At 60.6% G+C, this 14,056-nt stretch carries 10 protein-coding genes and 2 pseudogenes; 5 read left to right on the forward strand and 7 right to left on the reverse strand.

Going from position 1 to position 14,056, the window contains the following annotated elements; all coding sequences use genetic code 11:
• Window positions 1–551 precede the first annotated feature (551 nt).
• From ACE10X_RS38985 to ACE10X_RS39000, 4 genes and pseudogenes are all read left to right on the forward strand, one after another.
• A pseudogene (locus ACE10X_RS38985) lies at window positions 552–2,242 on the forward strand (di-heme-cytochrome C peroxidase).
• Window positions 2,243–2,683: 441 nt separating this feature from the next.
• Window positions 2,684–3,103 carry a globin domain-containing protein gene (locus ACE10X_RS38990; RefSeq protein ID WP_016845800.1) on the forward strand — a complete coding sequence of 140 codons (420 nt, stop codon included), beginning with the start codon at window positions 2,684–2,686 and terminating at the stop codon, window positions 3,101–3,103.
• 340 nt (window positions 3,104–3,443) lie between these two features.
• Complete coding sequence (locus ACE10X_RS38995; protein ID WP_016845801.1) at window positions 3,444–3,743, forward strand: thioesterase II family protein; 300 nt, start codon at window positions 3,444–3,446, stop codon at window positions 3,741–3,743.
• A 12-nt stretch (window positions 3,744–3,755) separates the two neighbouring features.
• On the forward strand, window positions 3,756–4,190 hold the full coding sequence (locus ACE10X_RS39000) for a 4'-phosphopantetheinyl transferase superfamily protein (protein ID WP_026191840.1): 435 nt from the start codon (window positions 3,756–3,758) through the stop codon (window positions 4,188–4,190).
• A 689-nt stretch (window positions 4,191–4,879) separates the two neighbouring features.
• On the opposite strand, the gene istB (ACE10X_RS39005) is transcribed toward ACE10X_RS39000, so the two are convergent.
• From istB (ACE10X_RS39005) to ACE10X_RS39015, 3 genes and pseudogenes are all read right to left on the reverse strand, one after another.
• On the reverse strand, window positions 4,880–5,647 hold the full coding sequence (istB, locus tag ACE10X_RS39005) for an IS21-like element IS1631 family helper ATPase IstB (protein WP_209946072.1): 768 nt from the start codon (window positions 5,645–5,647) through the stop codon (window positions 4,880–4,882).
• On the reverse strand, window positions 5,625–7,358 hold the full coding sequence (istA, locus tag ACE10X_RS39010) for an IS21 family transposase (RefSeq protein WP_209946074.1): 1,734 nt from the start codon (window positions 7,356–7,358) through the stop codon (window positions 5,625–5,627). Before istA (ACE10X_RS39010) ends, istB (ACE10X_RS39005) begins: the two co-directional genes overlap by 23 nt.
• Window positions 7,359–7,670: 312 nt before the next feature.
• Window positions 7,671–8,099: pseudogene (locus ACE10X_RS39015) on the reverse strand (ISL3 family transposase); the annotation flags it as partial.
• A gap of 882 nt (window positions 8,100–8,981) precedes the next feature.
• Here ACE10X_RS39015 and ACE10X_RS39020 point away from each other — a divergent pair.
• The gene (locus ACE10X_RS39020; RefSeq protein ID WP_026191841.1) at window positions 8,982–10,247 is read left to right on the forward strand and encodes an IS256 family transposase; all 1,266 of its coding nucleotides are present in this window, start codon (window positions 8,982–8,984) and stop codon (window positions 10,245–10,247) included.
• Between the two features lie 108 nt (window positions 10,248–10,355).
• On the opposite strand, the gene ACE10X_RS39025 is transcribed toward ACE10X_RS39020, so the two are convergent.
• From ACE10X_RS39025 to istA (ACE10X_RS39040), 4 genes are all read right to left on the reverse strand, one after another.
• Window positions 10,356–10,631, reverse strand: coding sequence for a hypothetical protein (locus ACE10X_RS39025; protein WP_125459452.1), 276 nt, complete (start codon window positions 10,629–10,631; stop codon window positions 10,356–10,358).
• Between the two features lie 632 nt (window positions 10,632–11,263).
• A complete protein-coding gene (locus tag ACE10X_RS39030; RefSeq protein ID WP_210291285.1) occupies window positions 11,264–11,515 on the reverse strand; it encodes a hypothetical protein in 252 nt (83 codons plus the stop codon).
• 303 nt (window positions 11,516–11,818) lie between these two features.
• Entirely contained in the window at window positions 11,819–12,676 is an 858-nt protein-coding gene (istB, locus tag ACE10X_RS39035; RefSeq protein WP_016844265.1) for an IS21-like element helper ATPase IstB, read from the reverse strand.
• Complete coding sequence (istA, locus tag ACE10X_RS39040) at window positions 12,673–13,935, reverse strand: IS21 family transposase (RefSeq protein WP_016844266.1); 1,263 nt, start codon at window positions 13,933–13,935, stop codon at window positions 12,673–12,675. Before istA (ACE10X_RS39040) ends, istB (ACE10X_RS39035) begins: the two co-directional genes overlap by 4 nt.
• Window positions 13,936–14,056 lie beyond the last annotated feature (121 nt).

Raw genomic sequence — 14,056 nt, forward strand, 5'->3', positions numbered from 1 at the left:
ACCCTTGCGCTTCGGCACTTCACAGAGGGCCGCCGAGATAACTTGCTGTTAAATGGTTGCGCTGCCAGCCACTGCCGGCACGACACAGCGTCCGCCTCCACAAGCGACGAATGTGACTCCACCATTCGGTGGGAGACGCACGTCGCCCGGCAAAGTGATCGCCAATACCTACCCAGACCTCCAAAGGGACCGCCAGTCTCTACAGACAAATTGGCATCCGTCTGATTCGCCACGGCATGCGGTTCTTCGACTAGTGGGCTTACCGCTACACCGCTAGCCGGTGCCTTCTTCTAAGATTTGGTAGGTTGCACTTAGTTGGACAGCGGCCTCTAATGATCGATGATCAAGCGACCTGCAAGCCGAAAGGCGAGCCGAAGTTTGCCGGAAATGGCGCGGAATTTCGGCGCACGCCTCTTCTTGCAATTTTGACGATGGAAGCGGTAGGCCACACGATGCTCCAGACTCTCTTTATAATTGCCTTGACGTTTGTCGTCACGACAAGATCAAGTGCTCAAGGGACCGACGCCAATCCCATATATGTTGACCAAGGTATGGATTGGACCGCGGCAGCAAGAGCGGACTTCTACTCGCGCGATCAGGGCTCGCGTTTGATTGCGTTGTCTTGGATGCAGGCCCTGAAGCAAAAGAATGGACAGCCATTCCTCGTGGATGGTTTGTCACGGTACGGTTATCTACCGAATCCTGCAAACGCGGCCAACCTTCCCGTCGGTTTTCACGCTTCTGGCCCTCAAGACTTCCAGGTCGTTGGAATGACCTGCTCGGCATGTCACACGCGCCAGATCGAAGTTGACGGCAAGGTGTATCGGGTGGATGGCGGTCCGGGGCTTGTAGACTTCTACGCACTGCTTGGCGATCTGGACAAGGCAGTCGGCGATGTGATTGCCAGCGACAGCTCGTTCGCTCCCTTTGCTGCAGCTGTCCTGCGGTCCACAACGCCGGATGCGGCCGATGTTGCGGACCTTCGTCGACAGGTAGATGGGTGGTACTTGCGGTTTCACACGCTCATGGTACGCGCGCTGCCCAAGAGCGGCTGGGGAGTTGGCCGTCTCGATGCTGTAGGAATGATCTTCAACCGCATATCCGGCCTGGACATCGGTCCGCCACCCGACTTCATGATCCCGGAAAATATGAAAAACGCGGACGCTCCCGTGAGATACCCATTCCTTTGGAATTCGCCGCGGCAAGACAAGACGCAATGGCCTGGATTCGCAAAAAATGGAAATGACATCTTGGGGCTGGCTCGGAACGTTGGCGAGGTTCTGGGGGTATTCGCTACGTTCGAGCCGAAGCGTCAGGGCGCGATTATCAATTTCCTCGACAATAATTCAACCAATTTCGACGGCTTGAGCGAGCTTGAAAACTTGGTGAGCGGATCGGCCCTCCGAAATGGCCCTGGAAGATTGACGCTGCTTTGGCCACCCGGGGCAAAGTAATTTTCGAAAGGGATTCCGCTGAAGGGGGATGTAGCGGGTGTCACGGGATTGAAGACGGAGAGCAACGCGTTCCATTCATCAAAACGTGGAGAACTCCGGTCCAGAACGTTGGTACCGATACACGAGAATACGATGTCCTCACCTGGAAGGCGAAAACGGGCGTGCTGAAAGGAGCGTTCATTCCGTTCGCGACCGCCCCGCTCAAGGAGAACGATGAGATTTTTAACATTCTTGCGACCTCGGTCATCGGTTCGATAGCGGAACACCTGTTGGCCGGCGGCGCCCCTTCAACCAATGCCCGGGTGGCAGCGGCGCCAGAGCCGGGATCGTCGGACACACCGGAGTCTCTGGGTCTGGTGCGACTACCACCAACGCTGCAGGATTTGCTAACGGCTTTTGATACTGCCAGCACCTCGGAAGCAATCAAAACTAAGCGGCAGGGAGCAGAACGAGCGTTTCGCAGCCGGCTCCCTCCATGGGGCTCCTACGAGGCTCGAGTTCTGCAGGGCATTTGGGCCGCCGCACCATATCTTCATAACGGCTCGGTTCCTACGCTGGCGGAATTGCTCAAGCCATCAGGGCAGCGCTTATCGCAATTTAGCGTTGGACGGAAATACGACATTGAAAACGTTGGTCTTGCTGCCACCCAGGAGCCCCTGAGCGAAACTCTATCCCTCACGGATTGCAGTAATATCAACTCCGGGAATAGCCGATGCGGCCACGAGTATGGGACCAGTTTAAGCGACCCAGAAAAAAGGGCGTTGCTTGAATACCTCAAGACACTGTGACCCGCTCCGGCGCTCCCTCTTTGAGCGGCTTCCTACATGCTGTCGGTCACAGCATGCTTGTTTGAGCAACATGCTTGTTTGAGCAAACGGCATCGGTTTACCGAGCTCTCGCACAGACATCTGATCCAGCGCAACCGCTCCAGGAAGCACAAGTGACGGCTTACAAATTCTCGCCCATCTTACATATGCGTCGCTTCTGCATAAGAATAGAGATTACGCATGCTCCCAATTTCGATACGACATCGCATAGAATGCGTTCGCTGTGGTTCTGGATTAGTCACCCTCGAGTGGCATGAACGCGTGAATGCGAATGAAGTTCAGAATCATTGGCATTGCTGGAACTGCAAACACCAGTTTGTCTCCATCATCACTTCTGACGAGAGGGTGCCTTTAGTCGATGAGATCACAAAACCATTCTTTACGAGCCTGCTCGTCTGATCAATGACGCCCGAGCAGGTCGACCTTATAAGGACATCATTTGACGCGATGTGGCCGATTCGTCGCGACCTCGCTGACCTGTGCTACAACAGGTTCGTCGAACTAGCTCCTGATGCAAGGAGCTTGTTCGGCGGCGATGCTGAGAAGCAGCGAATGAAGATGCTGGATATGATCATCGCTCTGGTCGCTTCGCTCGACGAAAGACCGATGTTCCAATCGCTGATCACGCTTTCCGGTCACAAGCACGCCAGACTTGGCGTTCAGCCATCGCACTTTGTCGCAATGGGCGAGGCGCTGATGTGGAGCTTTGAGCGCAAATTCGGCGCTTTTTTCACCCCCGAGTTGAGGGATTCCTGGCGAGCACTTTACGCCACCGCCCAGAACGAGATGCTGCGCGCGGCTGGCCGACCGAGTTCATTCTGACAGCGGCGGACAGGGGCCAGTTTGTGAAAGATTACGTCGGACACAAATAAGACGTGCGCGACGGTACCATACTCAACGCCACATTTAGTCTTACTGCGTCACAAGGGTGGTCTGTGGATTGGACGAACTCAACAGCGGTCGGGCGAGCCGCCGTCGCATCGTCGCGATCGACTTTGGAATGTGACGTTGGATCCAGTGGCAAATCCGCGGGGTCTGCAATCTGTGGGAACGCGAGTGAACGGAATCGGCCGGGCGCGCCGAGGGAGTGCGACGCGGCTGACCGACCCCGACTTCATCGCCCGGATTGGTCATTACGACACTACGACGGATACCCGAGGCGGTGATCAATGACCCGGAGATGATGAGCGCGTTGATCAAGCCGATGCGGGCGGACGTCGAGATCTTGGAGACCTATCGTCCCGAAGCTCCCGTGCGCCTTGCCTGCCCGACGACGCTGCTGGGCGGCGAGGACGATCCCGTCGTGCGCCCGGACCTTCTCGAGCGATGGGCAAGCCACGTGCACGCATTCGTGCCCGTGCTGCTTCCCGGCGGCCACTTCTACTTTCGCAAGTCTTTGCCGGTGTTAATCGACCTCGTGGTGTCGACGCTCAGGCCGGTGCTGCGCGCGATGCCTCGCTAACGATAGCACGCGATGTGGCCCACCGCCCGACCTACCGATGTCGCGCCTGCGCTCGGGCGCGGCGACGTGCACCTGTGGCTGGTCGAGCTGGATGGTGCCTGCGACACCGGCCGGCTGCTGCCGGTGCTTTCCGATGCGGAGCGCATGGTCGCGGCCGGCCACCGGGCGGATGAACGCCGCCGGCGCTACATCGTCGCGCATGCCGCCTTGCGGCAGGTGCTGCAGGCCTGCGTCCACATCAGCGCCGCCGATCTGGTCTTCGCCACCAGCCGCTTCGGCAAGCCGCGCGCCGTCCTACCGCGCGTTGCCGCCGATCCACTTCAGCCTGTCGCATGGCGGACGCCGATGCCTGATAGGCATCGCGCGCGGTGGGGACGTAGGAGTCGACATCGAGCCGATCGATCGCCGAGGCGACATCAGTTCCATGGCGATCGCGGTGCTCAGTGAATCGGAACACGCGCGTTGGGGGGCGCTGTCGCCTGCGCGCAACGCTCATCGCTGTTGCGAACGTGCTGAAGGCCTCCGGCATCGGCCTGTCCATCAGCCCTCGCCGTTGCGAGATCGAGTGGCCGCACACCCAAGTCCCTCGAACGGCCAGGCGATGCCGGAATGGACCCTCGAAGAGTTGGAACCCGATTCCACCTTTGTGGGTGCATGGGCCGCGCAGGCGCCATTGCCTGCGCGGCACTCCATGCGGTTTTCAACCAGGCATTGGAAGAAAGCGCATAACAGTCGCTGGGACCACCAAGGCGATTGGTCCGGCAAGGCGACGACAAGGACTTGAGCAGCAGCATCGAAGCCTCTGACGTTCGATGCGATAACCTGCCGGCAGGCAACGTCCAGGTGGGCTCGGCGTGGTCAGCCGTTCGCAAAGGTACGCATCCTTTGTCCACGCAGCGGCCAAGAAGGAGACGTTTCCGTCGGCCTGAAACTACCGCCAACGACATTTGGGTTTCGCTGCCATGCGCTGACCACAAACTGTAAATTGAGCAGGCCTCTCGTTCCGGGCGAGTATGGCATCGATTTTCATTTGGCTCATGGAAGAGGAACACTTTCCACACCCCGCGGGTCACTTCAAATTCCTCCGGGTGAGGTCAGTCAAATTCCTCCACCCGCGAGGCAGGACATGGTGATTGTTAGTTTGACATTGTCTCCCGGGCAAGGGCTTCAGCGGCCTCTTTGAGCCGATAGCTGCGTCCGTCGAACTCAAGCAGATGGCAATGATGCATCAGGCGATCGAGGATCGTCGTGCTCATGGTGTTGTCCCCCAGGTATGTCCCCCAGTCTTGCACGACGCGATTGGAGGTGACGATGACGCTGCGGCGCAGTTTGTAGCGCTGATGGATCAGGGTCTGCAGCAATGCGCCGGCGTCGTCAGGGATGGCGCGTGCGAGGAACAGATCGTCCAGCACGAGGAGATCGCAGTCGATGATGGTTCGCAGCCGGACCTCGCGTTGTGCCGGGGAGTTCATGGCGTAGCGGTGGAAGAAGTCGTCGGTCTCAAGATACTGGATCTTGTGGCTTTGCAGGATTGCCTGATAGGCAATCGCCTTGGCGATGTAGGACTTCCCGGTGCCAGGTTTGCCGACAAGCAGCGCGTTCTCGCCAGCGGCAATGAACGCCAGGGTGTGGAGCTGGAAGCAGGTTTGGCGCGGCAATTTGGGATTGAAGGACCAGTCGAACTCGGCGAGCGTCAGCTTTTCGTCGAGCCCGGATTGCTGGTAGCGGCGCTCGATGAGGCGGGACTGACGACGGTCGAGTTCGTCCTGCAGGATCAGGGAGAAGGTCTCGAGGAATGGCTGGTTGGCGCCCTGCGCCTGCAGCACGCGCGTCTGCAGCGTGTCGCGGACGCCCGACAGGCGCAGCTGTCGCAGGCAACGCTCAATTTCCGGCATGGTCATCATGTGGCTGGGTCTCCAGTTTGAGGTGAGAAGATGCAGCGGGAGCGCTCGTGGCGCCGGAGCTGGCCGGGGTTGCGCAGGCGACACGAGCGTGGCTGTCGTGAGCCTCGGCCTGCCGGCCATTGTCGCCGGCATCGTGCCGCACGGCACGGCTGAAGAGATCGCCGTATTCGGCCGGGGCACGGATCAGCGGATGATCCTGGGTGAGCGGCGATGCCGGTTGTGGCGTCGCTCCAACCTGCTCGATCGCCTGTTCGAACAACCGCTCGACGGTCGCACGCACGTGCTTGTAGCGGTAGATGCGGTTGTCGATGGCGTGCGCGCAGGCTTGCTCGACCAGCCGCGCCGGATACTTCCGGCTCAGCCCGACAATGCCCCACATCGCGCGCTGTCCGGGACGTCCCTCGGTGTCGAACACCTGCTGGCACAACGCCTTGGTCTGCGGCCCGATGCGCTCGGCGCTCGCCAGCAACACGGCGGTTTGCCGCGACGGATTGAACGGCCGTTCGTTGGTTGGCAGGACGACAGAACCGGGGTGCGTCATCCTGGAATGAACACGCAGCAGCGCACGGGTGTGGCGATCACGGATCTCGATCATGGAGGCGTAGATCCGCACAACGACCTGGCTGCCGATGGGCGCGGGTCGCGCGGCGTAATAGCTGTTGTCGACGCGTACGGTGGTGTCGTCGCAGACGGTCCGAACGACCTCGGTGAAGATGCGGAGGGGCGCGACAGGCAGCGGCCGCAGGTGCGGCTTCTCCTCCTGGAACATGGCCTCGACCTGACGGCGCGTGCTGCCGTGGATGCGCCTGGAAGCCCAGTTCTCCTCCCAATGCCGCAAGAACTCGTTCTGCGCTTCCAGTGTCTCGAAGCGCCGTCCAGCCAGCGCGGTGCCCTGGGTATGTTGAATCGCATTCTCGACGCATCCTTTCCGATTGGGGTCGGCCACCCGCGCGGGATCGGCGACCACGGCGTAATGAGCCAGCATCGCGCTGTAAATCGGGTTGAGCTCGGGCTCGTACAGATCGGGCTTGAGGACACCTTCCTTCAGATTGTCGAGCACGACATATCTGACAACGCCGCCAAAATACCGGAACGCTTCTTCGTGAAGCTGCGCCCAGACTTGCTGGCTGGATTGCCAGACCACTCGCCGGAAGCTGCGCCGCGAGTAGCGCAGCGTCATCACGAACAGGCGGGGGCGGCGGTACCGGCCGCTCCTGGGATCGATCGTCAGAGCGCCCTCGCCATAGTCGACTTGAGCCTCCTCGCCGGGGAGGAACTCAAGTCGATCAAACTGCTCGGGATCGCTGTGGCGCAACGTGCGGACAAACCGCTTGACGCTCTGGTAGCTGGACGGAAAGCCAAATTGATCGACCAGGTCCTGGTAAATCGCCTGCGCATTCCGCTTCAGGCGGACCTGTCCTTCGATCCACGTCCGATGCGGTTCGCAGGCCGAGCGGGCCAGGCTGCTGCTGACCGTCGCTTCCGATGCCCCAAAAGCCGGTGGTCGGGGTGGAGGAATTTGGCCGTCCTCGCTCACCGGGCCGGTGGTCACTTCCCCGGGGGAATTTGCCTCCGCACCAGCCCGCAGCGCCCGGTAACGCCGGATCGTCTTGCGATCGACCCCCGTCAACCTGTGGATCTCGCGCTGGCTGGCGTTGCGATCGAGTAGCGTAAATACCGTGCTTTGCAGGTGTGGCTTCAAGACGTTCAACTCCCCGGTCCCTTGCTGGCTAGACTAAAGGGACCGAAAATAAACGTCCTGCCTGACCGCTACCGCTGTTCAGCGGCGCTGACGGCGATCATCAGGTGGGGGAGTTTCAAGTGACCATACCCGGGGGATTTTGACCGACCCACGGGGCACAGAAAGACGGTTCTCTTGGTCAGATTTAAGGTTTGCCAGACCACCCTTGCCGTTCTTACGACGACAACGGGTCCTCGTGTAGCCCTCTTTAGAGGCAGGGCTCCATAAAGTGTCATCCGGCTTGCAATATTGGCTCTTACGCAGGTTTGGTGCAGCGTCGACTAGGCGGCGCCAAAGTTCAGTCCCGTTTCGACAGCCGGTCGCACACTGATCATCGAGCCATGGCAAATTCAAGTCCAACGAACTTTGCCGGGTCCGAAAGACATCGTTGCGGTCGCCGCGGACTACCTGCCGTACGAGCTTCCTGCTATGGCCGGTCTGGCGTACCAGCTACTCGATAGGTATGCCATTCTTCGACAGAGTCAGGATGGCTGCATTAGTCTCCTCGCGGCGCAGATAGCCCTCATACTGGAGGCGCTCGGCGGCTGTGAGCAGCTTGGGATCGATCGTCGTCGCGCCGATGACGGCGCGCATCTGACGCATCGATTTTCGGACGGCATCAAGGAAGGCTCGGCCGGCGTTCTCCATTAGATGCCAACGATCCGCGACCCGTACCGCATACGGCAAGGCCTTTGCTGCGGCTTCGCCATAGGCGACGAACGCGCGAAAGGATCGCCGGCCGCGCCTCTACGCTGATCCGCTTCTTGTTCATCACTCTCGATCGCCTCCTCTTGAGGTTGTGAGCCGAGCGCAATTCTCGGCTCGTGTGGAAGAGGTTCATCGAGAAACTGCTCAATCACCTCTTGGGCAGTTTCGCCCCAACGTCGCGAGAATCTACCAGCGCCACACGTTATCTGGAAGAGATGTACTCCCGTTGCAGCGTGGGAGCTGTAGGTTGGCAGGTTTCAGCGACAGTGCTGGGACATGGCAGTGAAAAAGCGTGGTGGCGAAGTGGGTCACAGAAACTCACCTAGCGCCTTGTGCCCTGCCGCACACCTGATCCGACGCCTCCCACAGCGCCGTCATCGTGTCCTTGACCGTTCGCGCCATATCTACGCTTGCGCTCTTGCGGTGTCTCGACCTTGCCCGGCCCAACTGTCCCGCGTGGCCGAAGCGCACGTACCGTATGCTTGGGATGCCACCCCGTAACGGCGCACAGCTCGTCCAGGCTCCGTCCCTTCTCGAGCCGCCCGCTCGACCGATAGCGCTCGGCCAGCGCTGATGTGATCTCGCGCTTTGCGCGCACGCTGATCTTCCCTGCCATAAGGACCAGTGGGCTGAGTATCAAGTGATGGCAGTGCTATTCCCAGAGGAAGCCCGAGATCAATTCTTTGCCCTGAATGCAGCCGGGAAAATCACGCTTGACGAGATTTCATCCCGTCTTGTTCTTCCCAAGGATAAGATCGCATTCGTTATGACTACGGCGTGGCCTAAGCGAGCTATGCGGGAAAGTGGGTGATGACGGGTTGAGAGAGGCGGCGTATCGAGGCGGGTGTCGAGCCTGCCAGAACCTCTCGAGGAGAGCGATACGCCATGAACGAGACTACCAACATCCTGCCCTTTCGTCAGCCGTCTGCGGTTGACGATCCACTGACAGAAATTCTGCGGAACGGAGCCCGTGAGTTGCTCGCCCGGGCCGTCGAGATCGAACTGCAGGCATTTCTGGAGACGACGGCGGAGCTGAAGCTGCCGGATGGCCGTGCCAGGGTGGTGCGGCACGGCTTTGGCCCTGCGCGTAAGATTGCCACGGGGATCGGCGCGATCGAGGTCGCCCGGCCCAAGGTCAGAGACCGCGGTGCGGCCGGAGCTGATCGGATCCGCTTCACCTCGGCGATCCTGCCGCTGTGGGCGCGGCGGACGAAGAGCCTGGATGCCCTGCTGCCGATCCTCTATTTGCGCGGCATCTCGACCGGCGATTTCCAGGAAGCGCTTTCGGCGCTGCTCGGCAAGGATGCACCGAACCTGTCGCCATCGGTGATCTCGGGCCTGAAGGCGCAATGGCAGGGCGAGTACGAGCGCTGGCAGAACCGCGATCTGTCGGCCCGGCGCTATGTCTACGTCTGGGCCGACGGCGTCTTCCTGCAGGCCCGGATGGAGGACCACAGCGAATGCATGCTGGTTTTGATCGGCGCGACGCCCGAGGGCAAGAAGGAGTTGATCGGCTTCCAGGTCGGCGTGCGCGAGAGCGCCCAGAGCTGGCGCGAGCTTCTGATCGACATTCGTCGGCGCGGACTGCAGGTCGCGCCAGAACTGGCGGTCGGCGACGGCGCACTCGGCTTCTGGAAGGCGCTGGACGAAGTCTTCCCCGGCACGCGGCGGCAGCGCTGCTGGCAGCACAAGACCGTCAACGTGCTCAACAAGGTTCCGAGCTCCGTGCAGAGCGGCATGAAGAAGGCTTTGCAGGACATCTGCATGGCGCCGAGCCGAGCTGCCGCGGAGCTTGCACTCGAAGCCTTCGCCGAGAAATACGGTGCAAAATATGCGCGCGCAGTTGATTGCCTGGCCAAGGATCGCGACGATCTGCTGGCGTTCTATGACTTCCCTGCGGAGCATTGGATCCACTTGCGAACCACCAATCCAATCGAAAGCGTGTTCGCCACGGTGCGGCACCGGACGGTTCGGACCAAAGGATCGCTGTCGCCGCAGACCGCGAAGCTGATGGTGTTCAAGCTCATCGATGCTGCGTCCAAAACCTGGCGCCGATTGAAAGGAACAAATCAGTTGCCCAAGATCATCGCTGGTGTCAGATTCGCCGACGGCATCGAGGTCATTCCGACCCAGCAAAGCCACGCCGCCTGATCGGCTCCGTCACCCAGATTCAGGCATAGCTCGGCCTAAGCTGCTGGACCTACTCAAGAGCATTGACTAAATGCCGCCAGCAAAGAGGCTGATCCTGGCGGTTGCCCGCTAATTTGTGTCGCGCGGTCGGACAGGGCGCCAAGTGCGCGACATCAGCGGATCATTTCGATCATCGTGTATGGCCACAAGCTCGCCAGTCTTTAGGCCAAGGCCCTTCAAATGCGCTTCGCGGAGTTCGGAATTCACGATCGTTGCTTCACCGCCGCTGGCCGCCAATGAAGCTTTCACAGCTTCCGCCTGATTAGCCATTGCGACGGCATAGGTCACATATCGAACCTTGCCGTCTTTGACTACGCCGACCGAAATCATCCATCCTGCTGCCATCTCAGTTTCTGGCCTATGAAAAGAGCTTCTGTTTTCGAGGCGGCGGCCCAGTCGCCATAAGCTCCGCAATCGCGGCCAGTACAGCGCCGGTTTCGATCTTTCCCTCCGACCATCCCCTGAGCGCTGCTATAGCGTTCTTCAAAGCCTCTTCACGTGTCATGCCATGATCTCCACGGCTACGAAAAAGACGTGCGGGCGGGAACCACCCGCACGAAGTTTGCTACGCCAAGCTTGACTGTCTGGGGTTGCGTGAGGATAGAACAGCCAAACCGTAAGCCTCTCAGCAACTCGCGTGCCAGATGGTCACTATGCAATGCAGAGATAAGCGGTGAGTAATCGACACAGCACAGCGGGGCTAGGGGCCGAAACGACGAAAAAGCGTGCGGGCGGCTGCTGACGGCCACCGCCCGCACGCCGTCGCGCCGCGAACAGGCTTGGCCCTCACGAGGATCATTCATAAGCGAACCAAGCCGTACCTGGCTCAGCAACCCACGTGCCAGACGGTCACATTGCGCAGAGAAGCAGACGGGGCACTTTCATACCTTGTGCAGACTGACTGCTCGCGCGAGCGGCGGCTTCCGGATCCCAACGTCATGAACCGGACACGGCTGAATGAGATCAGACGTGCCGCATTAGTGACGACGAGGGCGCGAGATGATCGGGCCGATCGCGTCCTCGTGTACAATGACAAGCTCGCCGGGCTTCACGCCAAGTCTTAGTAACTGCTCCTCTTCGATCGGGCAGTTGAGCATTGCGGCCTTTGCGCCGCAGTCTGCTAAGGTCATCCTCATCGCTTCCGCCGGATCGGCGACGGCAACCACGTAAGTTATATGCCTGAAAGCTTCGTCGTCGTCGACTTCTTCCTTGAAGACAGCGACTGTCACTATCCAACCATCCATTTTGTTGCGCTCCCTGGCGTCAACTATGGCTGCCGAGCCCTGCAAATCCGGAGCCGCCAAACACCCGTGAGACGGGGCTGAACGCGAAGGTCGGCGGCGCCCGTAGCATTCCGGGAACTCTTTCTCCGCGCCGCTCGCTGGGCTATCCGAGGCGATGGGCCTGGAGCGTGATGACGTCGACCTCGACGCCGGCGTGCTGACGGTCCGGCTGTCAACGGGCGGCGAACTTTCCGTGAGAATGGGCTTCCAAATTTCCCTAGGTGACGGCGACGACTTTGGTTTCGGGGATCAGCCGGCATCGGGATCGTCATTGGCCTTTCCAGGCGGGCGGCCGCGGCGCTTGGGCTGCGGCGGGTTTGCGAGTGGGCGCGAGCGGACGTTTTCCGGCACCAGAGCGGCGTGCTGCCGGAGCCGATAACTCGATCCCTCGATTTGGATGACAACGGCGTGGTGAAGCAGGCGATCAAGCAATGCCGTGGCAACGACAGGATCGCCAAAAACTTCGCCCCATTCGGCGAATCCGCGGTTCGAAGTCAAGATCATCGCGCCTTTCTCATAGCGCGCATTGACCAACTGGAAGAACAGGTTGCCGCCGCCGGGCACGACTGGAAGGTAACCAATTTCGTCGACGACAAGGAGGGAGGCGCGGGCAAGGAACCGTAGGCGCTCACGCAAAGAGCCTTCGCGCTCGGCTTTTGCAAGGGTGGTGACGATATCGGCGAGCGTGGCGAACGCGACGCTCTTTCCAGCCTTCACGGCCTCGACCGCGAGCGCGGTCGCGAGATGGCTCTTGCCGGTGCCGGGTGGCCCAAGCAGATGGACCACCTCTGCGCGGTCGATGAACTTCAATTCGGCAAGAGCCAGGATACGATTGCGATCGAGGGACGGCTGGAATGCGAAGTCGAAGCCGGCGAGCGTTTTGACGGTGGTCAGGCGCGACATTCTCAGCGCGGTGCTGACACGGCGATTGTCGCGCAGCGTTAGCTCCTCGATCAGCAGCTGATCAAGCGCTTCGATCCATGTGACCTCACCCTGCTCGACGCGGCGGAGCGTCGTGTCCAGTATTTCCAGGGCGCGCGGCATCTTGAGTGCGACCAGGCTTTTCTTGACGCTGTCGATCGCTGCCGGCTGCGTGTGGATGGTCATGGCCGGCCTCCCGATTGGGCGAGCCGTTTGCCGACAGTTTGGTAAAACTCCAACGACCGTCGTGGGATGTGATCGCCGGTCCGACCGACGAGGGCTTCGGAGGCGCCAGGTCGCGACCTGGACCGATTGACCACCTGGCGATGCTCGGGTGCGACACGGGTTCGTCGGCGGCCTTCCAAAACAGGATGGACGGCGACGATTTGGCCTTGATCGAGAATGCGGATTACATCGGGCAATTGCTGCACCTCGACAATGCGGCGGGTACGGTCGGGGACGCTGTAATAGTTGCCGCCGATCGACACGAGCCCGTCGTGGCTGACACGCCGTTCGAGCTTGAGCAACGCGTCGAACGGCCCTGCCGGCAACATCTGCAGCTCGGGCCTCTCGGCGGCAAACGCCTCAGCGACGACTTTCTGCGTGGTGCCGTGCACGCGCGCGTTGGCGACAGTCGCGAGCCAGTCGTCGAGTTGAGCGTTGAGATCGTCGAGATTGCGGAAGCTGCGCGCAAGGAAGAAGTCCTGCCGGATGTAGCTGAACGGACGCTCGACCTTGCCCTTGGTCTTCGCGCGATACGGTCGGCAGGCCCTCGGATGGAAGCCGTAATGTTGTGCAAGCGCCAGGAGCGACCGATTATAGACGATGTGACCATCGCGATCCTCGCCTGTGACGGCCGTCTTCATACGATCGTAAAGGATCTCGATCGGGACGCCGCCGATCGCCGCAAAAGCCTGCATGTGGCAGCGCAGCAGCGTTTGTAGGTCCTGATGCATGACGAAGCGGGCGAAGATAAAGCGCGAATGGCCGAGCACCATCGAGAACAGCCAAATGATCCGCGTCACGCCGGGCTCGTCGGTAAAGATGCTCACGAAGCGAGCAAAATCCACCTGCGCCTGCTTCCCGGCAGGCGTCTCAAATCGCACTTCAAAGGGTTTAGGTACGTGGTCAGGACGGATCGCAGCCGCGAAGCGTTTCACGGCCGTATAGGCGCCAGTGTAGCCGTGCTCCCGAAGCTCGCGTGTTAAGCGGACGGCACTCAAGTCCGGGAACGCGGCGATACGTTCACGCAGATAATCGAGATAGGGCGCCAGCTTGCTCGGCCGGCCAGCCTGCCGCGGGCCATAGGCGGGTGGCTCGAGGCCACGCGCAATGTATTTGCGGATCGTTTTCGGGTCGCGTCCCGTGCGCCGGGCGATCGCGCTGATCGACAAGCCCTGACGATGAAGGTCCAAAATCACAATGAGATCTCCAAGCTGGATCATCCGTTCCGCCCCCGAATCGCTTCGGCGACAGGATCGGATGCGGAAAGCCTGAAAGGGCCGCAGCGCTCCGGTATGTGGGGCCTGCGCGCCGCGGCCCCTTCAGGCTGGGATGCCAGCTAGG

Source organism: Bradyrhizobium sp. Pha-3, from assembly GCF_042258325.1.
Classification (GTDB): Bacteria; Pseudomonadota; Alphaproteobacteria; order Rhizobiales; family Xanthobacteraceae; genus Bradyrhizobium; species Bradyrhizobium elkanii.